16 protein-coding genes are annotated in these 19,428 nt (G+C 67.0%); 9 read left to right on the top strand and 7 right to left on the bottom strand.

Annotated elements, in window-relative coordinates; genetic code table 11:
• Positions 1–3 precede the first annotated feature (3 nt).
• Entirely contained in the window at positions 4–963 is a 960-nt protein-coding gene (locus tag NA11_RS09735) for an esterase/lipase family protein (protein WP_069161577.1), read from the top strand.
• A 143-nt stretch (positions 964–1,106) separates the two neighbouring features.
• Here NA11_RS09735 and NA11_RS09730 read toward each other — a convergent pair whose 3' ends face one another.
• The 4 genes from NA11_RS09730 to NA11_RS09715 form a co-directional block, all read right to left on the bottom strand.
• Positions 1,107–1,823, bottom strand: coding sequence for a DUF8020 domain-containing protein (locus NA11_RS09730; RefSeq protein ID WP_069161483.1), 717 nt, complete (start codon positions 1,821–1,823; stop codon positions 1,107–1,109).
• 183 nt (positions 1,824–2,006) lie between these two features.
• Entirely contained in the window at positions 2,007–3,314 is a 1,308-nt protein-coding gene (locus NA11_RS09725; RefSeq protein ID WP_069161482.1) for a lysine N(6)-hydroxylase/L-ornithine N(5)-oxygenase family protein, read from the bottom strand.
• Between the two features lies 1 nt (position 3,315).
• On the bottom strand, positions 3,316–3,963 hold the full coding sequence (locus NA11_RS09720) for an isochorismatase family protein (protein ID WP_069161481.1): 648 nt from the start codon (positions 3,961–3,963) through the stop codon (positions 3,316–3,318).
• 36 nt (positions 3,964–3,999) lie between these two features.
• Entirely contained in the window at positions 4,000–4,809 is an 810-nt protein-coding gene (locus NA11_RS09715; RefSeq protein ID WP_069161480.1) for an SDR family oxidoreductase, read from the bottom strand.
• A 158-nt stretch (positions 4,810–4,967) separates the two neighbouring features.
• Between NA11_RS09715 and NA11_RS09710 the strand changes: the two genes are divergently transcribed.
• Positions 4,968–6,518: a (2,3-dihydroxybenzoyl)adenylate synthase gene (locus NA11_RS09710; protein WP_245745807.1), complete on the top strand. Its 1,551-nt coding sequence runs from the start codon at positions 4,968–4,970 to the stop codon at positions 6,516–6,518.
• Positions 6,519–6,574: 56 nt separating this feature from the next.
• Here the strand turns inward: NA11_RS09710 and entS are convergent, their stop codons facing one another.
• Entirely contained in the window at positions 6,575–7,834 is a 1,260-nt protein-coding gene (entS, locus tag NA11_RS09705; protein ID WP_069161478.1) for an enterobactin transporter EntS, read from the bottom strand.
• A gap of 64 nt (positions 7,835–7,898) precedes the next feature.
• Positions 7,899–8,783 (bottom strand): siderophore-interacting protein, encoded by an 885-nt coding sequence (locus NA11_RS09700; protein ID WP_069161477.1) that lies wholly within the window; start codon positions 8,781–8,783, stop codon positions 7,899–7,901.
• 355 nt (positions 8,784–9,138) lie between these two features.
• On the opposite strand from NA11_RS09700, the gene gnd reads away from it, so the two are divergent.
• The 3 genes from gnd (at position 9,139) to NA11_RS09685 (ending at position 12,309) form a co-directional block, all read left to right on the top strand.
• Positions 9,139–10,593 (top strand): NADP-dependent phosphogluconate dehydrogenase, encoded by a 1,455-nt coding sequence (gnd, locus tag NA11_RS09695; RefSeq protein WP_069161576.1) that lies wholly within the window; start codon positions 9,139–9,141, stop codon positions 10,591–10,593.
• Positions 10,594–10,703: 110 nt separating this feature from the next.
• A complete protein-coding gene (locus NA11_RS09690) occupies positions 10,704–12,038 on the top strand; it encodes a S8 family serine peptidase (RefSeq protein WP_069161476.1) in 1,335 nt (444 codons plus the stop codon).
• A 10-nt stretch (positions 12,039–12,048) separates the two neighbouring features.
• A complete protein-coding gene (locus NA11_RS09685) occupies positions 12,049–12,309 on the top strand; it encodes a hypothetical protein (RefSeq protein ID WP_069161575.1) in 261 nt (86 codons plus the stop codon).
• 22 nt (positions 12,310–12,331) lie between these two features.
• On the opposite strand, the gene NA11_RS09680 is transcribed toward NA11_RS09685, so the two are convergent.
• Positions 12,332–13,465, bottom strand: coding sequence for an alpha/beta hydrolase (locus NA11_RS09680; protein WP_245745800.1), 1,134 nt, complete (start codon positions 13,463–13,465; stop codon positions 12,332–12,334).
• Positions 13,466–13,819: 354 nt separating this feature from the next.
• Between NA11_RS09680 and NA11_RS09675 the strand changes: the two genes are divergently transcribed.
• The 4 genes from NA11_RS09675 (at position 13,820) to NA11_RS09660 (ending at position 19,426) form a co-directional block, all read left to right on the top strand.
• Positions 13,820–14,860 carry a hypothetical protein gene (locus NA11_RS09675; RefSeq protein ID WP_069161475.1) on the top strand — a complete coding sequence of 347 codons (1,041 nt, stop codon included), beginning with the start codon at positions 13,820–13,822 and terminating at the stop codon, positions 14,858–14,860.
• Between the two features lie 121 nt (positions 14,861–14,981).
• Complete coding sequence (locus tag NA11_RS09670) at positions 14,982–15,758, top strand: SAM-dependent methyltransferase (RefSeq protein ID WP_069161474.1); 777 nt, start codon at positions 14,982–14,984, stop codon at positions 15,756–15,758.
• Positions 15,759–16,179: 421 nt separating this feature from the next.
• Positions 16,180–17,238, top strand: coding sequence for a metallophosphoesterase (locus tag NA11_RS09665; protein WP_069161473.1), 1,059 nt, complete (start codon positions 16,180–16,182; stop codon positions 17,236–17,238).
• A gap of 286 nt (positions 17,239–17,524) precedes the next feature.
• Positions 17,525–19,426, top strand: coding sequence for a sigma factor-like helix-turn-helix DNA-binding protein (locus NA11_RS09660; protein ID WP_069161472.1), 1,902 nt, complete (start codon positions 17,525–17,527; stop codon positions 19,424–19,426).
• The last annotated feature ends 2 nt before the right edge of the window (positions 19,427–19,428 follow it).

Genomic DNA, 19,428 nt, shown 5'->3' with positions numbered 1-19,428 from the left:
CATATGCGCCTAACCCCCAGGGTCTGCGTAACCGTTGCCGCGATCATCGTCGGAGTGCTGACATCGCCTGCCGCGGCGGGCGATCCGGGCGGATCGCGGGCTCCGCTTCCAGTCTCCTACATGTTCAGCGATGCGGTGGCCTTCGAGAACGATCATCCCGGCTCGCCGCCGCCCGGCGCCAACGACTGGTCGTGTGCGCCATCGCCGGAGCATCCCAATCCGGTGGTGCTCGTGCACGGTGGGCCGGAGACGGTGCGGCTGGATTGGGGGGCCATGGCCCCCTTGCTGGCGAACAACGGCTACTGCGTGTTCGCGCCGACCTACGGCACCCTCCCCGACATGCCCGGCCCCCTCGGCGAACTCGGCGGGTTGACCCCGATCGAGCAGAGCGCCCAGCAACTGCGCGAGTTCGTCGACCGGGTGCGGACCACGACCGGCGCGCAAGAGGTCGACCTCGTCGCGCACTCGCAAGGCAGCTTGGTCTCCGCCTACTACACCAAGGTGCTCGGCGGCGCGGACAAGGTCGCCAGGATCGTGTCGATCGGCCCCGGCTGGAACGGCACGACCTCGCCCGCGTTCGCGTCCTTGTTCACCGCGTTCGTCGGCCGCTTGGGCCTGACGCCGCCACCGCGGTCCGTCGTCGAGCCGGTGTGCGCTTCCTGCTCGCAGATTCAGGCGGGCTCGGATTTCCTGCGCAAGCTCAACGAGGGCAGCGCCGCCGTGCCCGGCGTCAACTACACCAACATCATCACCCGCCACGACGAGTACATCGTGCCGTACTCGAGCGGGTTCCTGCAGGCGCCGAAGGTCACCAACCATCTCATCCAGGAGTACTGCGCCAACAACCTGACCGACCACTTGCTGCTGCCCTACGACAGGGTGGTCGCTCAGCTCGTGCTCAACACGCTCGACCCGACCAATACGCAGCGCCCCACCTGCACGACCACCCCGCCGAACAGCTGAATCGATAAGGGCCCCAACCACTATCGACGAAAAAGACGGCTCGGCGGGGTTTTGCCTCCGAACGCGTGACCCCGCCGAACCGTTTGCCTGCCACTAGGCAGTTTCTGGGTGTTACCTACTGAACATGCAGCGGCACACCGGTTTTACTTGGCCGGGGCGGCCGGCGGGTTGAACGGCTGGTTGATCGTGGTGAAGTACTGGATCGCCGCGCCGATCGCCACCGGTGCGGTCACCAGGATCTGGCCTGCCACGGTGCCGAGCGCGCCGACGGAGACGATGCCGAAGAGGCAGCCGACCGCCGCGGCGGGGAGGAAGGCGCCGAACAGGCCGATGATGGTCGCCATCGCCGCGATGGTGGACATCACACCGCCGAGCACGCAGCCGACGGCCGCGCCGCCGAGGCCACCGATCAGGGTGCCCATGGCCGCGCCGAGGCTGATGGTGCCGGTCATGCGGGACCAGGCGGCCTGCTCACGGTCGTACGGGGTCTTCCACGGTGCGCTGTCCTCGAAGGGCAGGGCGACCGGCTTGTAGGTCGCGTGTGCCATGTCGAACTGCGGAGTCAGCGACGCCGTGCGGCCCGAGATGTCTGCGACGATCGGGAACTCGAACTCGTCGACCCGGAACTTGAGTTCGCTGCCTGCCACGGTGGTTCCGTTGGCGGCCTTGATCTTGAACACGCCGTCTTCGACGACCATCGAGCCCGCATCGGTCTTGATCACGGACGTCGTGTCGACGGCCTCGGCGGTGAAGTTGACCGCGCCCTGGTCGGCGGCCGGGTCAGCGCCAGCGGTGCCCGCGGCAACACCGAGCGCTGCGATCAGCGTGATGGCTGTCGCGGCTAGGTTCCTCATCGACATTCTGTAAATCCTTTGTTGGTGTGGTCGGGACGCGGCGAGCTTAGGGTAGGCAGTCCTAAACTTTCAACACCGTCGTTTTCGCCGGTCGAACGGCCTGTGACGTGCGTCATCGCCTCGAATGCCCGGCTCGGCAACGAGGTGTCGGCAGTGGCGCCGGTGGCAGCGCATGCCTCGTGCGCGGCGCTACCTCCCTGCCCGATCACCGGAGCGATCGACTCGAGCGGCGGCCGCCGAACGGGCGACCGACCGCACGATTTCCCCGGTACGCACGGCAATGTTGGACAGCAGCGACGACGACAACCCGTGGGTGTGCTCGACACTGCCCTGCAGATAGATATCACCCGGCAGCGGTGCGGTGGGCACCAGCCGGTAGTCCCGTGTCACCTGTGCGCCTTCGGCCTCGAAGGCCACCGAGGCGGCGACCTCGCCGAGCACGGCACGGACATCGCCGGGCCGAAAGCCCGTGGCGCACACCACAGCATCACACTGCAATGTCTCGGTGAGGCCGGTCGGGCCGTGCGTCACATCGACGCGCACCTCGCCGTTCGACTCCTCGACCATCGCGACGGTCGAGGCGCCGTGCATGAACAGGCGCCGGTTGCCCGCCACCCGCTCGGCGTACTCGTGCGCGTACAGCTGATCGATCAGCCCCGGCTCCACCGCCGAATAGTTGGTGCCGCGGTGGTAGCTCATCAACTGCCTGCGCAACTCCGGTGACGCGGCGTAGAAGTCGTCGACCGCGGCGGGGTCGAAGATCCGGTTCGCATACGGGCTGTCGGTCGCCGGACTGAGTCCGTACTTGCCGAAAACCGCATGGACACAAGCATCTTGGTAACCCTGGTGCAGGTGCCCGACCACCTCCGCGGCGCTCTGCCCTGCCCCGATCACCACAAACCTGTTGTGCCGCAACGGCGGAAGCGCTTCGAGCTGCGGCAGCAGATGGTGGCTGTGGAACACCCGTGCCGACGCCGTCACACCCTCCGGCAGCCGAGCCGAAAGACCAACTGCCACCACGATATTCCGCGCTCGCAACACGCCGCTGGCGCGGCCTTCGAGCCGAATCTCGAAACACTCACCGGCCGCGGTCACTTCGACAGCCGTGGTGCCGTAGTCGACCGCGGCGGACACCGTCCGCGCCGCCCACCGCAGATAGTCCTGGAACTCGAGGCGGGTCGGGCGGAAGGTCTGCAGGTTGATGAAGTCGGTCAGCCGCTCGTGTTCCTGCAGATAGTTCAGGAAGCTGTACCGGCTGCGCGCATTGCGCTGCGTAGCAAGATCTTTGAGGAACGAGATCTGCATCGTCGCGCCGGGCAGCAGCATCCCGGGATGCCAGGCGAAGCGCTCCTTGGCCTCGACGAACCGTGCGGTCAGCCGCTGCGCGGGCGGGAGGCTCTGGTTGTGTTCCTCCAGCGCAATGGCCAGGGCCAGATTCGACGGCCCGAAACCGATTCCGGCGACGTCGACGATCTCGTCGGTGGCGACCTCGGTCATCTCAGGCCGCATTCGAGTGCTGCAGCGCGTTTTCGAGCGCGTCGGTCGTTGTCACCGCGCCGCAGCGGCGGGCAACGTAGTTCATCGCCATCACGTGCTCGTCGCGGCCGAAATCCGCGGTGGCGTCCAGCACGACGAACGGCTTGATGTCGTTCATGAACGCGTCTGCGGCACTGAGCATGCAGCCCATGTGGGCGTATACGCCGGTGATGACGAGCTGATCGCGGTTGTAGTGGTTCAGCAGCTCGCGCAGGTCGGTCCGCTGGAACGCGGAGTAGCGCCACTTGGTGACCTGGATATCGCCGGGGCCCGGGGACAGTTGGGCGATGACCTCGGTGGCGGGTCCGTTGGCGAGTCCGCTGCCCCAGAAATCGGCGAGAATGCCGCGCCGAGAGGGGTGCTGGTCGCCGGGTTGCATGGTGTAGATCACCGGGATGCCCGCGTCCGCGCACTGCTTGCGCAGGCGCTGGATGTTCGCGGTTGCGGTCAGGATCGGGTCGCGATCGGACTCATACGCGTCGATGAAGTACCGCTGCATGTCGTGGATGAGCAGCGCGGCGCGCGACGGATCCAGCGACCACGCCACCTGATTCGACGCGATGTCCGCGCGCGTCGGTAGCGAGTACGGGGCTATCGGCGGGATGGCCAACGGTGATCTCCTGTTCTGGCAGACGAAACGGTCGAGTCAGGCATCGAAGGTCGCGCCCCCGTCGACGCGCAGGTTGTGCATGGTGATGTGCCGAGCACGGTCGGACGTCAGGAAGTAGATGGATTCGGCGACGTCCTCGGGCTGCCCGACCCGGCGCAGCGGAATGCCGAGGCGGAAGCTGCCGAGGTCACCGGCGAGGACCCGGTCACGAGCGGCCTCGGGGAGTTCGACCCCGCCCTCGGCGAACATGCCGCGCAGCATGGGGGTGTCGGTGGAGCCTGGCGACACCACGTTCACCCGGACGCCCGCCGCGGCCACTTCGAGCCCGAGCGCCATGGCGAATGCCGTTGCCGCCGCTTTGGACGCGCCGTACGCGGCCATGCCGACGCGCGGCGTTGTTGCCGCGTTGGAGGTGACGACCACGATCGATCCGCCGCCTGCCGCGGCGAGCACCGCGGCGGCCCTGCGGGTCACGTGCATGGTCCCCGTGGCGTTCACCGCGAGGCACCGATCCCATTGGGCACCGGTCAATTCCGATACCTCGCCGGTTTCCAGCACACCCGCCGCATGCACGACGGACTCGATGCGACCGAACCGCTCGGCCACCGCGGCGAACGCACGGTCCACCGAGTCGGCATCGGTGACGTCGACCTGGTCCGCGTGCGTTGTGCATCCTGCTGCGGTCGCCCGGATATCGGCCGCAGTGCGGTGCACCGCCGGATCGTGATCCCACAGCACCACCGGAGCTGTCGACCTGGCCGCGAAGATCTCTGCGGCCGCCCGGCCGATGCCCCCTGCGGCGCCCGTCACGATGACGGCCCCTCCCCCTTCAGGGTAACTAAGCATATGCTTAGCCTAACCTTAATTCTGCGCGAAAGTAAAACTCTCGTTCCAAGCATAGGAGCTCGACAGTGCAGTCTCAATCAGACCTAACTCCTTGGCCTGCAACCGAAGCCACGGAATACCGCGCGCTCGGGTACTGGTCCGGCGAGACCTTCGGCGACATGCTGACCGCCCGCGCGACGACTTCGCCGGATGCCATCGCAGTGCTGGACGACCGACACCGCTGGACCTACGCCGAGCTCGACGCCCGCGCGCGCTCACTCGCCGCCGGGTTCATCGACTTCGGAATCGGTCCTGGTGACCGGGTTCTGGTGCAACTGCCCAATATCGCCGAGTTCGTCGAGGTGCTCTTCGGCCTCTTCTACGCAGGCGCGCTGCCGGTCTTCTGCCTGCCCGCGCATCGGCAGTCCGAGCTGATCCCGATCGCCAAGGCGAGCGGCGCGGTCGCCATGGTGACCTGCCACCACCACCAGACGTTCAACCACGCCACCCTCGCCGCGATCCTCCGCGATCACGCGCCGGACCTGCGGCACCTGATCATCGTTCCGGACCGGGGAAAGCCGGGACTGCCGGGCGGCACGCATGCACTCGACGCACTGCGGCGGGTGCCGAAGGAGCTGCCTGCGGTTGCCGCATCCGATGTCGCGTTCCTGCAGCTCTCCGGCGGCAGCACCGGGACGCCGAAGCTCATCCCGCGCACCCACGACGACTACCTGTACAGCGTGCGCCGCAGCGCCGAGCTCTGCGGGCTGGACAGCAACAGCGTCTATCTCGCGGCTTTGCCGGTGGCACACAACTTCCCGATGAGCTCGCCCGGCATTCTCGGCGCGCTGTGGGCAGGCGGCACGGTGGCGCTGGCCATCGATCCCTCACCGACCACCGCCTTCACCGCCATCCAGCAGTTCAAGGTCACCATCACCGGGCTGGTGCCACCGCTGGCCAGGCTGTGGGTCGAACGCGCGGAAAACAGCAAGGCGTACGACCTTTCGAGCCTGCGGGTGCTGCTCGTCGGCGGCGCCCGCTGCCCGGACGAGCTGGCCCGGCGCATCGGACCAGCGCTCGGGGTGCAACTCCAGCAGGTCTTCGGCATGGCCGAGGGTCTGGTCTGCTACACCAGGCTCGACGATCCCGACGACGTGACCCTGGCCACCCAGGGCCGCCCGATGTCACCGCACGACCGGATCGCGGTGGTCGACGAGAACGGCGATCCGGTGCCGCCCGGCGTCGATGGCCTGCTGATCACCAAGGGGCCGTACACGATTCGCGGCTACTACCGCAATCCCGAGGCGAACGCGTCATCGTTCACCGAGGACGGGTGGTATCGCACCGGCGACGTCGTCGCGCTGCGCCCGGACGGCAACCTGGTGGTGAAGGGCAGGCTCGGTGATCGCGTCAACCGCGGCGGCGAGAAGATCTCGGCCGAGGAGATCGAGGCACATCTGTTGGACCATCCGCTGATTCGGGACGCGATCGTGGTCGCGGTGCCGGACGAGCATCTCGGCGAACGCAGCTGCGTGTTCGTGCTCGCTGCCGATCCGACCACCCCGCCCGCGCTCGGACAGATCCGCAAGTTCGTCAGGGAGCGCGGCGTGGCGACCTGGAAGATCCCCGATCTGCTCGAGGTGGTCGACAGCTTCCCCGAGACCGGCGTCGGCAAGATCAGCCGCCGTTCGCTGCGGGCGGAGCTGAGCGCGCGCGTCAGCCAGTCCTGACGACGAATTGCCGTGCGCGGCCGGGCAACCGGCCGCGCACGGCAATCAGCGGCGGTTCACTTGCCGCGATCCGCGACCGGCTCGGCGGTGTGGACAGTGCTCGTCCAGACCGGACGCAGTACCGCACACAGCAGCACACCGAGCACTGCCGCAGCACAGCCGTAGATGAACAGCGCCGTGTCCGCGCGGAAGAAGTTGCCGAGCAGCCCGGCCACCAGCGATCCGACGGCGGTGCCCGAAACCGCTTGCACCAGCCACAGACTCGACACCCGGCCGCGCAACTCGTCGGGGGTGTGCTGCTGCAGCAGCGCGAAACGGAAGGTGTCGTTCACCGCACGGCCGAGCCCGAATCCAGCGAGCCCGAGCACCGCGAGCACCGTGGTGCCGCCTGCCCCGACGACGATCAACGCGACCGGAAGCAGCGCCACCGACAGCAGCAGCGCCCTGCCGTTGCGCCGGACGCGCCCGGTCCAGCCACTGGTGAACAAACCGATCAGCGCGCCAGCGGCGGGTGCGCCGTACAGCAGGCCGAGCACACCGGATCCGGCGCCGAGCACGGTGTCGTTGTATGCGGGCAGCAGCACCATCGGTCCACTCACCAGCATGACGGCCAGCCCGACGAGCAGCGCCCCACGGACCATCTGATGCGTGACGGCGAAACGCATTCCGGTGAGCAGGGCCCGCAGCGGCGGCTCGTGCACCGACCCGGTTGGCGGATGCGCGCCGACCTCCTGGAACAGCGTCACGGTGACCGCGGTGGCGGCCGCCGCGACGAAGTAGGTCACCGAAACCCCACCGGTGGCGATGATCACGCCTGCCACGCTCGGCGTCACGACGGTGCCGAGTTCCGTGGTCAGCGTGATCAAAGCGCCTGCGGCAGCCAGCCGTTCCCGGCCGACCAGCGCGGGCGTCAGCGCCATCAACGCCGAGCTGCTCACCCCGCCTGCCACGCCGTCGAGCACGGCGGCGCCGTAGATCACCGGCAGCAGTGGATGTGCCAGCAGCGCGTTCGCGCCGAGGATCAGGAAGCCGAGCCCGGCGAGCGAGCGGGCCAGCTGAATGGTGCGCCGCCGATCATGGCGATCGGCGAGCACGCCACCGGACAGGCTGCCGACGAACATCGACAGCGCGGTCGTCACCGACACGCCAGCGACGTGCAGGCTGGAGTGGGTGAGCTGGTAGACCTGATACGGCAGCGCCACCATGAGCAGACCGATGCCGAGCAGCGAAATCAGCCGTGCCACAAAGATGAAACGGAAGGCCCTGCTCTCCCGCAGTGGCGAGATATCGATGACCAGACGTCGCAGCACGGTCATCCGATCGTCGTCGCGATGGCGTCGAGCGTCGACAGCCCAACGGGGACAAGCGTTCTCGGCAGCCTCATGCGGCGCCACCCTCCTCGTCCTCGTCGAAGTCCGCGTGCCCGCGCTTCCAGTAGGCGGTCACCTCGGCGCCGCCTGGTTCGGCCCGCAGCACCTCACGCACCCAGCGCCGCAGCGGCCGCACCACGCCTGCCTCGGCGGCGATCCACGCATAGACCCGCTCGCCCTCCGGCAGCGGCACACCGCGCACTGCCTGCTCGAGCAGGTCCGACGATCCGGCGGGCACGCTCCCCCGATGCAGCCAGCGGACCTCGATGCCCTCGGGTGCAACGAGATCGAGCTCCTCGGCGGCGTCGACCACCTCGAGGAACGCCCATCCCCGCGCGTCCGACGGCAGCGCCTCCAGCCACCGCGCGATCGCGGGCAGCGCGGTGATATCGCCTGCCAGCAGGTAGCGGTCGTAGGTGAGCGGTACAACCAGCCCGCCGGGCGGCCCTGCGATGTGCACGGTCGCTCCCGGTGTGGCAGCCGCGGCCCAGCTCGCCGCGTGGCCGCCGGGGTGCAGCGCGAAATCGATGTCGAGCTCGCCGGCGACCGGATCGAAGCGCCGGACCGTGTACTCCCGCGAGATCGGCAGCGGGCGTGGCCATTTCAGCTTGAGGTCGACCTGTTCCGGCAGCCGCAGCGTGCCGTCGGAATCCGGATAGACCAGCCGGACGTGCTCGGTGGGCACGTGGCTTTCGAAGCCGTCCAAGCCTGGCCCGCCGAAGGTGAGCCGCCGCAGCCCGGACCCGATCATGCGTGCGTCGAGCACGGTGACCTCGCGCAGTCCGATCGGGTAGGGCACCTTCGCGCCCGCCGTGCCGTCGAGCACTTCGGCGATCCGTGTGAGATGGGCGGTCCGGTTCATCCGGCCGCGCAGATCTTCGGCATTGCGTGACATCCCTTGCGTTCTATGGAGATCCATCGACCGACCCGGGTCGACTGTGCGCACCTCGAGCGCAACGCATGAGGTTAGCCTAACTTAATTTCAGAGACAAGGTGAACGCTGCCGTCCAGAACGGTGCCCGACCGCGACCGCGGGAGCAAAGGCAATGGTCAACGAACCGGGGCCGAATACGCCGACGGGCGCACCTGTAGGTTGGACGACGGTTCTCTTGCGGCACAAGCGGACCTACCCGACCCGCGCGACCCGCGGCGACGGTGTGGACCACTTGCTCGGGCGATCAGCTGTGCGCTCGGTTGTCGACAGTCGGTGGAGCGCGGTCGAGTCCGCGCCGAGTGAAAGGCCCTTCAGCATGACGTCATCGGCGGGATCGAGCGCACGCGCCCACATCGGGGTCACCGGCCTCGCAGTGATGGGCAGCAATATCGCGCGCAACTTCGCCCGCCACGGACACACCGTGGCACTGCACAACCGCAGCATCGCCAAGACCGACGCACTGCTCGCCGCGCACGGCGCCGAAGGCGACTTCGTGCGCACCGAGACGATCGAGGAATTCGTCGCCGCGCTGCAGACGCCACGCCGGGTGCTGATCATGGTCAAGGCGGGCGAGCCGACCGACGCCGTGATCGAGGAGCTCGCCGCCGCGATGGACGAGGGCGACATCATCATCGACGGCGGCAACGCCCTCTTCACCGACACCATCCGCAGGGAGAAGTCGCTGCGCGAGCGCGGCCTGCACTTCGTCGGCGCAGGCATCTCCGGTGGCGAGGAGGGCGCGCTGAACGGGCCCGCCATCATGCCCGGTGGGCCGAAGGAGTCCTACGAGGTGCTCGGCCCGCTGCTCGAGTCGATCGCCGCACAGGTCGACGGAACCCCGTGCTGCACCCACATCGGGCCGGACGGATCAGGCCACTTCGTCAAGATGGTGCACAACGGCATCGAGTACGCCGATATGCAGCTGATCGGCGAGGCCTACCACCTGTTCCGCGACGCACTCGGCTTCGACGCCAAGCAGATCGCCGACGTGTTCACGCACTGGAACCAGGGCGAGTTGGAGAGCTACCTGGTCGAGATCACCGCCGAGGTGCTCAACCAGGTCGACGCGAAGACCGGCAAGCCCCTTGTCGACGTGATCCTGGACGCGGCCGAGCAGAAGGGCACCGGCCGCTGGACCGTCAAGGCGGCGTTGGATCTCGGCGTCCCGGTGACCGGCATCGCCGAGGCGGTGTTCGCCCGCGCATTGTCCGGCGCCACCGCGCAGCGTAAGGCCGCCGTCGGCCTCGCGGCGGGCCGTCTCGCCGACAAGCCGGCCGACGTCGAGCAGTTCACCGACGACATCGAGCGCGCGCTCTACGCGTCCAAGGTGGTCGCCTACGCCCAGGGCTTCGACCAGATCGCCGCCGCGAGCGTCGAATACGACTGGAACCTGAAGCCGGGCGACCTCGCCACCATCTGGCGTGGCGGCTGCATCATCCGGGCCCGCTTCCTCAACCGGATCAAGGAGGCCTACGCGGCCGACCCGCAGCTGCCGAGCCTGATCCTGGCGCCGTTCTTCCAGGAGGCGATCGAGAACGCCATCGACAGCTGGCGCCGAGTCGTGGCGACCGCGGTGCAGCTCGGCATCCCGGTGCCCGCGTTCGCCTCGTCGCTGGCCTACTACGACGGTCTGCGCGCCAAGCGGCTGCCCGCCGCGCTCACCCAGGCCCAGCGCGACTACTTCGGTGCGCACACCTATGAGCGCATCGACGTCGCAGGCAAGTACCACACGCTGTGGAGCGGCGACCGCAGCGAGATCAAGGCCGACTGACCGTGACCCGAGGGGTGCGCTCGGCGACGAGCGCACCCTTTTGTCGCAATCTGAGACGGTTAACTACCCTGTAGCAGCGAAACCTCGTCCGCCACGGCAGTATGTCGTGCATGCGCGTATTGATTCAGCTTCGTCCGCCTGCCGATCTGATCACCGCAGTGGCCGACCCCGCAGTCGAGGTCGCATCGGCCGATGTTGCCGGTCATCTGCCAGGGGTCGTGCTCGACCACGACTACGCTCCGGTCGCGGTGCCGAAACCCGTTCCCGCCGTGACCGATACCAGTCGGGCGTCGTACTCGCTGGCCGCCACCGACGCTTCGGTGGTGGTGCGCGGCGAGATCGCCGACGACGACGTCGCGACCGGCGTCCTGCAACTGGCTCGATCTCGTAGTGTCACAGGGATTTTCGCGGACCCGGTGATCCAAACCAACCTCACCTGCGGCGACACTCCCGCGGTCGGCACCTGGCGCGATGTCGAGACGCTGCTGCGCACCGACGACCTGACCGCGGCCGGCCTGGACGGCACGGGCGTTGCGCTGGCCATCGTCGACACCGGCATCAACGCCGCACACGTCAAGCGGGTGCGCGGCGGCGAGGTGACCATCGACAAGGCACGCAGCTGGAATCCGCCGGGGGTGACCGGAACGCCGGGCGAATTCCCCGTGGCGCACGGCTCGATGTGCGCGTTCGACGCGCTCATCGGCGCGCCGCGCGCCGCGTTGATCGACATCCCCGTGCTGCAGAGCAGGCGACAGGGCGGCAGCGTCATGGACGGACTGCTCTCCGATGCCCTTGCGGGTTACGCGCATCTGCGCACGGTGCTCACCGATCAGCCTGCCGCGTCCCGCGCGCTGGTGATCAGCAACAGCTGGGGTTCGTTCTCGCCGAGTTGGGACTTCCCGGTCGGGAAACCCGGTAACTACTCGGACAATCCATCGCACCCGTTCAACGTGATCGTCGGTTCGCTGGAGTCCGCGGGCGCCGACATCGTTTTCGCCGCGGGCAACTGCGGGCGAAGCTGCCCGGACGGCCGCTGCGCGTTTCCGGACCGGCCGATCACCGGGGCCAACTCGCATCCGGCCGTGCTGTCCATCGGCGGCGTCGACACCGCGGGCCAGTGGGTCGGCTACTCCTCCCAGGGCCCTGGCCGGTTGGCCGACCGCAAGCCGGATGTGTGCGGCTACACCCACTTTCTCGGGTCGACCGCGTTCGGCGCGACCGAACCGGACACCGGCACCTCGGCCGCGTGCCCGGTCGCGGCGGGCCTGGTCGCCGCGATCCGCACCACCTGGTCGGCCACCACGTTGCCGCCCGCACAGCTGCGGTCGCTGCTGCAGCGCACCGCGAGCGGCCAGGCGGGCGGCTACAACTACGACTACGGATACGGCGTCGTCGACACCGCGGCGGTCCTCGGGGAACTGAAACGGACGTCGAGCCGCGCGTAACGTGGTGCGCATGCCGTTGCTCACCGTTCGGCTCCCGCGAAACGCCACCTTGGCCACCGCATTACGGGAGTTGGAACTCACCGCCGACGACGTCGACACCGCCTTCGGCTTGGTCGCCGTCGATCCCGACCAAGGCCTCTACGCCTTGCGGGTCACCGACGCCGCCGCCGCCCGCATGTCCACCGGGGGCAACGGCAATGTCGAGGTCTTCGCAGACCCCCGCGTCGAGCCGATCAACGGCCCGACGCGGGATCCCGACAACCTGCTCTGACCGCAGGATTCGACGCGAAGCGTCAGTGCAACACGGTCGAGCTCAGCCAATCACGAACGGCGGCTTGATAGTCCGCGGTGTTCGGTGCGAGATTGACCGAATGCCCGCTGCCGGGCAGCACGAACGTGCGCAACCTGGCGGCCGCGCTGAAGAACGGCGCCTCCGCGGCTTGCAAGGCTGCCGTTGTCGCACAGGCGTTGAGACACAACCGATCCTGGCTACCGTTCACCACCATGACCGGGACGTTGATGGTGTTGGTGATCGGCGGAACGGTGGAGGTCAGCCCGTCGGGATACTCGGTCAGCGCGAAGACATCCTTGGTTGCCTCGTCGGTCGCGATCACCTGGGGATCGACGCCGGTGCCGTGGAAATCGAAGGCGCGGGTGCCTGGCCGCGTCGTCAAGTAGCCCGGGTCATAACCCTTTCCCGCGAACTTCGGATCCGCCGCGGCGGGCTGATAGGTGGCAACGACCGCCGTCACGCCGACCAGGTTCAGAGAATGTGAAAAGCCAGTGAGCAGAACGCCATCCACGTCGTGGTGGGCGCTCGCCTCGTTCACCGCGATGCCGGAACTGAGTGAGTGCCCGGCGGTGATGACTTTGCCGAAAGGTTGCGACCCTGCCAATCCCTGCCGCAGGGCGCCGACGAGATTGTGCAGCGCGACCACCGAAGCAGTCGCGGTGACCAGTGTGCTCAGCGGCCTGCTGCTGGCACCGGTGCCGAACCGATCGACCACCAGGGTCGCATACCCTGCGTCGTTCATCGCCCGCCTGAAGCTGTAGGTCTGCGGGGCATAAGGGAAGTCCCAATAGGTGTGGTTGTAATTGGATCCCGGCATCATCACGATGACCGCGTTCGTCGCCGTTGTCGGCATACACAGCGTCGCGGCCAGATTTCCTAACAGGGGTTGCGGGAAAGAAACTGCCGTGCAGCCGCCGGGTGGCGCTGGATCGGCATGCGCCACCGCAGGCGCGAAAAGCAAAATAAATGACACGACAATTGCTCGGATAGAGACTCGCATGACGAGGATCTCCCCTCGGAGAAACACGGGAATGCCTGTGCGGCATTCTCGTTCGATCTTTTGGTGCGGGGAGATTAGCTTGCAAACAGAACAGCACGCAACAACTTCACCTAGATCAGATACATTGTTGCGCAAAAGAAACCGAAAATAAGTTGCACGACCGGTGTTTAACTTTTCATCGGCAGAACAATTTTGGCGAAATCAGCCTCGCGAGCGTCGGGATCGACGGCACCCGCGACACTCTCGAACGCTCGCACGCCCGGCCGGCCACCTCGGACAGGCAAGCATCGGCGGCAGGCCTCCGCGCGTGAGCACAGGGGTATCGACAGCTGGAGCCTCGAACATAATTCGGCCAATGATGCTACTGGACACCATGATTCGCAGCCATCATCCGGTAACCGGAGCGTGCGCGCGCGCTTCCAGCCGCAACGCCGCAGCGGAACTCTCAGATGTGCACGAACAGCAATCGGTGGGTCTAGGATGCGACACATGGGTACGCGAGCGGTGCACTTCGTGGGAAGTTTTCCGGCCGAGAGCACAGCAGACGCGATGCAAGCGATGCTCGACAGTGCGGGACCGCTGCTGAGGACACTGCCGACCGGGGAGACACGCCGCTACGAGTTCTACATCAAACCCATAATCGAAGATCTGGTAACGCAGGGCGCCCTGGAATCGAAGAAACCCGGAGATTGGGAAACGAGCAAGGACCGCACCATCTATCGGGTGGCGCGCGGCAAGAAGCTCACCGGCGACCTGATGGATTTCGGGTATCTGCGCGAGGCCGAGGAAGCGCTGCCCATTTTCAAGAAGCTACGCGCCGGACGCGACGTGCCGGGCCTCGCACTCCAAATCGGCATGCCGACCCCGTTCACATTGGCGTTCATCGCGATGGGTCCGGCCGGGCTGATGTTTCACCGAAAAGCATTCGTCGACGCCACCGTTCGCGAAATAACCGGCGTCCGCCGGTTGGTCGGCGACGAAGTCGTCATCCAACTGGAAGCCACCGCAGAACTGGTGGTGATGTCGAAGACACAGCCTCGGCACCGGCTCGCCGACCGAATCCTGAAGATGAGCAAAGGAATCGGCGAGGTGGCCGCGGCCGCACCGGAGGGAACGCGCTTCGGCGTGCATCTGTGCCTCGGCAGCTTGAACAACAAGTCACGAGCCACGATGCGGAATGCACAGCCGCTGGTCGATCTGGCCAATTCCGTTGTGCGACACTGGCCAGCCGGCCGCACCCTGGAGTTCATCCATGGGCCGTTCGCGGCGGGCGACCGACCACCGGCGCCCGACCCCGAGTTCTACGCACCGCTCGCGGGACTGTCGCTGAGCGCGGGCACCAGCTTCTACGCGGGCCTGGTGCACGACATCCCAAGTGAGGCAGAACAGTTTCAGACTTTGCAGCACATCGAGCAGGCCATGGGCAGGCCGGTCGATGGCGTCGCCACCGCGTGCGGCCTCGGCCGCCGACCCCGCCCGGTGGCCGACGCACTGATGGTAAGGGCAAGTACGCTCACCACCGGTGGCTGATGTCCACCTCGGCGGCGCCGGACCACGCATCCATTGCTGATTCTCAGGTGAAATGCCGCGACGACGGTCCGGGAAGATCGCTACGATTGTGGCCGAGGACCGGGAGGAAACCTTGTCAGGAATGGACCGAGCACCAGGACTGAACCCCAATGTGCCGAGCTCGGCTCGGATCTACGACTACATGTTGGGTGGCAAGGACAATTACGACGTCGACCGCGAGGTCGCCCACCGCATGCTAGCCGTCGCACCCGACACCAGGACCCTGGCGTGGTTCATCCGTAAGTTCCTGGTGATGGCGGTGCGGCGGGCCGCGGAAGCGGGCATCCGTCAGTTCATCGACCTCGGCGCAGGCATCCCCACCTCACCCAACGTGCACGAGGTCGCCCGCAAGGTCGATCCGTCGGCCACCGTGGTGTACATCGACAACGACCCGGTCGTGCGCGCCCACTGTGACGCATTGCTGGCCAACGCTCCTGGCCTCAGCGCCATGGAAGCCGACATCCGCCGCCCGCACGAGATCATCGACCAGCTCAAAGCCGAATCTCTCATCGATTTCAGCGAACCGGTCGCCGTCCTCCTCGTCGGCGTGCTCCATTACGTGATGGACGACGAGAAGCCGTACGACATCGTGGCCGCCTTCCGCGACGCGATGGCGCCGGGCAGCCAACTGATCTTCACCCATACCTCCGACGAGACGAACTCCGAGTTCAAGAGCCGCTCGCACGAAGACACCAACAAGAGCCCGTCTCAGGTCATCTACCGACGACCCGACCAAATAGTGGCGTTCCTCGACGGTTTCGAGGCACTCAGCCCCGGCGTGGTGCCCGCCCAGCAATGGCTCGAGGGCGACCTCCCCAAGACCCAGATGGTGATGTACGGCGGCATCGGCCGCAAGTAACAGCGAGCACCCTTCCGAGCGGCGCGGGCCATCTGCGGAAAGCCCGCGCCGCACCCGGCAAGGTGGTTGCCGAATTCTCGGGCAAACTCTCCGTGGACGGGCCGCCGGACCCGTCTCGACGCATGCCTCGGAATGTCTTGCGGCTCTTATTCTTCCGGTGAAAGGTTGGTGTTTCAACTCGGTTTCCGGACGGGTGCCCCACCCCCTTTTCCGGGCCTTCCACCAGCACCGACGCTCGGCTCGGCGCACCAACGCGGCACGCCTGCTCGGTTTCCGGGCGCGAAACGAACCCGTGAGTTCTGCCCGCTACCTCCTGTTCGTCCGGATGATGCGGATTCGTCCGATGTTTACCGCTCGGCGTTGGTTCGGTCCCGTTAAACGTTGTCCCCGCCTTATCAATCGGACGCAGGGGAGTTAGTTGATGCATGACAGGAACGACCATCCGGTGATCTCCAGACGCGGTCTGCTCGTCGGCGCGGGGGTGCTCGCGGGCAGCTTGGTGGTGCCGGGTATGGCCAACGCGGACACCAAGTTTCCGATGCCGACCGGCTCGGATCTCAATGTGCTCATCACCGGCGACGCCGGGACAGGCGAAGCGGGGCAGCGGGCGGTGGCCGCCGCGGCGAAGCAGATCTATCAGGCCGAGCGGATCGAATTGGCGGTCGGGCTCGGCGACAACATCTACGAGGACGGCGCGGAAAGCGTTGACGACGACGAGTTCTCGACCAAGTTCGAACAGCCCAACGCCGGCATCGACGTGCCGTGGTTGATGGTGCTCGGCAACCACGATTGCAGCGGCATCTTTCCCGGCAGCGGCGGCAACCCGAGCAAGGGCGACCACGAGGTGGGCTATCACCAGCGCTCGCGCCGCTGGTACATGCCGTCGCGGTACTACCAGGTCGCACTGCCTGCGTCGGGTACACCGCTTGTCGAATTCTTTGCACTGGACACGGTTCCCGTCGCCTCGACCGTGATGCAGACCGACCCGAACTACGCCTGGGACGGCCCCTACATGCGCCAGCAGCGCCAATGGCTGGACCGCGCGCTCGGCGCCTCCCGCGCCACCTGGAAGATCGTGCTGACCCATCACCCGTACCGCAATAACGGTAAGCACGGAAACGCGGGCGCCTACGACGGTGTCACCACCGGCGACTACATGAGCGGTAAACACCTCCAGGAACTGTTCGAACAGGTTGTTGTCGGCCGTGCGGACTACATCCTTTCCGGCCACGACCACACCTTGCAGATCCTGGACACCGCGCTCAAATCCAAAGGCACCCAGCAAATCATCTGCGGCGCGGCCGCCAAGAAGGGCGACGGCTCCTCGAAAGTCACCAATCCGTCCTTCTGGCAAGACTTTTCCAGTCTCGGCTTCATGGTCGCCAAGATCCGCGGCACCGCGCTGACCCTCGACGCCTACACCGTCGACCCGGCCACCTCGACCGCCCGTTTGGCCTATACCCACCACCGCCCGCGCTGAGTCGCATCCTGCGTCGCACAGCGGCCGAGAACGCTGTGCGACGCAGGGCCTGCGTGCGGCCTACCGCGCGACATCGAGCGCAGCACAGAAAGTGAACGGCGAATCGCCGCGGAATCGTGTCATGTCCGGATTTGACCGGCGAATCCACCGAAAACGGTTGGTAGTCCACAAATTCTGCCAGATTCCGATATCGGACATTTCGCGCTTCACCCCGCCTGCCCAGTTAAGGGAAAGACTTAGCCTATACTTTTGAAAGTCAACGCAGAACTGGCAGGAGAAAAGTTAGGTGAGTGGGTTTCCCCATTCCGCGATCCGCGATCTGACGCGACGGACCTGGCTCGAGATATTGCCTTGGCTCGCCGAACACCGTGACGGCCCGCCACTGCTCGGCGAAGGCGAGTTGCTGCCGAACGCGTGGATGTCCACGGCCGCAGGCGCGGCCGTCCCCACCGCACAGCTCGCCGAGGTGTCCCGTCGTCTTGCCGTGGTTTTCCGCACCAACCATCGGCACACTCCCTTCGCCTCTGCCTTTCCCTACGCGACCGCCGATCCGGCCGAACTCGCGCTCTCCGCACGCGCACAGACCGCACTGCACGGCACGGCTTCGCTGGGCGAGTACACCGTTGCCGATCTCGGCGCGCTGCCCGGCGTCGGACCCGCGCTGGTCACCGAGATCGTCGCCGCCCTGATCGGCGCAGGCATCACCGCCGATGCGTCGACGCCTGCGGCGGTCGCGGAGTTCGAGCGCATCACCGCAACCCTCGACGAGCGCGACCGCTATCTGCTCACCGCGCGCATCCTCACCGACCGGCGCAGCACCCTCGCGGAATGCGGTGCGGCGCTCGGTGTCTCCCGCGAACGCGTCAATCAGCTCGACCATCGCCTGCGCGCGCGCATGCACACCGCGTTCCACACCGCACCGGCGCTGCGCCACGCCGCCGACGCACTGGTCCGCACCGCGACGCCGGTGGCCGCCCTGGCCAGGCTGAGCGCCGCCGACCCCGGTCTCGACGCGATGCTGCCCGCCGCCGCGGTGCCACTGTGGTTCGCGCTGGCCAAGCTGGACGATCGGGTGGACATCGTCGACGGCTGGGTGGTCGCGGAGACCATGGACGCCGCCCGCCACCGGAGCCAGGAGCTGATGGCGCAGGAGGCAGGCGACGAAGGGGTCGCCGAGATCGCCACTCTCGCTGCCGCCCTCGGCATTCCGGTCTCGGAAGCGGGCGCGTGGCTCACGTATTGCGGGTACCGCGTGCTCGGCGAGCACGTGCTCAGCCGGACCGGTTCGGTACCGGACAGCGTCGCCGCCATCTTGGCGCTATCCGGAAAACCGTTGACGTTCAACGAAATTCATGCGTCGATGCGCCCGGCCAGATCGGTGTCCAGCGTCCGCAACGCGATGGTTTCGGACAAGCGATTCGTCAAGGCCGACCGCAACCGCTGGGCCCTCGCCCGATGGGGCACCCCGCGTTATCTCCCGATCCACCGCCAGATCGGCGAGGTGCTCGACCGCAACGGGGGCCGGATCGCGCTCGACGATCTGGTCGCCGAGCTCACCGAAACCTTCGACGTCAAAGAGTTCAGCGTGCGCACATACGCCGCCACCGGCGAATACGCGACCGTCGACGGGATCGTCACCCGGCGCGAGCAGTCCTATCGGCCGCGCAAGTCGCCGACCAAGACCCGCCACCTGTACCGCGACGGCGAATTGCTGCGCTGGCGAACCACTCTCGCACCCCCGCACCTCAAGGGTTCCGCGTTCAACCTGCCGTCCGCCCTGGCCGGGCTGATCGGGGCAGGCCCCGGCCATGCACTGGAACTGACGAGCAGGCTCGGCCCCCAGTCGATCATCTGGGTGGGGGTGCAGGCCCGCGCGGGCACCATCAAGCGGTTCATCGATGATCTGGGATTGCGTTCCGGTGACGAGGTCTTTCTCGAGTTCGCACCCGACGCCGAAAGCAGCGCACAATTCGACGTGGTCCCGGCGCCGACGCTGGTCGCGTCCGACCCGCTGCACACGGCACTGGCCGCGATCGGTCACGCCGCCGCCCCGCCGATGAGCACGCAAGAGGTGATCGCGACATTGGCGGAGGCACTGTGGCTTCCGCCGTCGGCGAGCATCGCGACGCTCGTCGACACCCTGCGCGCACGCAAAGAGGACGAGCTGGCCGATCTCCTCACGGAGTGAGC

This window comes from Nocardia altamirensis NBRC 108246 (genome assembly GCF_001612685.1).
GTDB classification, from domain to species: Bacteria; Actinomycetota; Actinomycetes; order Mycobacteriales; family Mycobacteriaceae; genus Nocardia; species Nocardia altamirensis.
This window is presented reverse-complemented; position numbering and strand designations above follow the sequence as displayed.

Excerpts from the sequence above, each read along its gene's own strand:
- NA11_RS09725 (WP_069161482.1), bottom strand. The coding sequence starts at position 3,314 with ATGACCGAGGTCGCCACCGACGAGATCGTCGACGTCGCCGGAATCGGT.
- NA11_RS09735 (WP_069161577.1), top strand. The coding sequence starts at position 4 with ATGCGCCTAACCCCCAGGGTCTGCGTAACCGTTGCCGCGATCATCGTC.
- NA11_RS09700 (WP_069161477.1), bottom strand. The coding sequence starts at position 8,783 with ATGTCACGCAATGCCGAAGATCTGCGCGGCCGGATGAACCGGACCGCC.
- NA11_RS09710 (WP_245745807.1), top strand. The coding sequence starts at position 4,968 with ATGCTGACCGCCCGCGCGACGACTTCGCCGGATGCCATCGCAGTGCTG.
- gnd (WP_069161576.1), top strand. The coding sequence starts at position 9,139 with ATGACGTCATCGGCGGGATCGAGCGCACGCGCCCACATCGGGGTCACC.
- NA11_RS09690 (WP_069161476.1), top strand. The coding sequence starts at position 10,704 with ATGCGCGTATTGATTCAGCTTCGTCCGCCTGCCGATCTGATCACCGCA.
- entS (WP_069161478.1), bottom strand. The coding sequence starts at position 7,834 with ATGACCGTGCTGCGACGTCTGGTCATCGATATCTCGCCACTGCGGGAG.
- NA11_RS09675 (WP_069161475.1), top strand. The coding sequence starts at position 13,820 with ATGGGTACGCGAGCGGTGCACTTCGTGGGAAGTTTTCCGGCCGAGAGC.
- NA11_RS09685 (WP_069161575.1), top strand. The coding sequence starts at position 12,049 with ATGCCGTTGCTCACCGTTCGGCTCCCGCGAAACGCCACCTTGGCCACC.
- NA11_RS09665 (WP_069161473.1), top strand. The coding sequence starts at position 16,180 with ATGCATGACAGGAACGACCATCCGGTGATCTCCAGACGCGGTCTGCTC.
- NA11_RS09715 (WP_069161480.1), bottom strand. The coding sequence starts at position 4,809 with ATGCTTAGTTACCCTGAAGGGGGAGGGGCCGTCATCGTGACGGGCGCC.
- NA11_RS09670 (WP_069161474.1), top strand. The coding sequence starts at position 14,982 with ATGGACCGAGCACCAGGACTGAACCCCAATGTGCCGAGCTCGGCTCGG.
- NA11_RS09730 (WP_069161483.1), bottom strand. The coding sequence starts at position 1,823 with ATGTCGATGAGGAACCTAGCCGCGACAGCCATCACGCTGATCGCAGCG.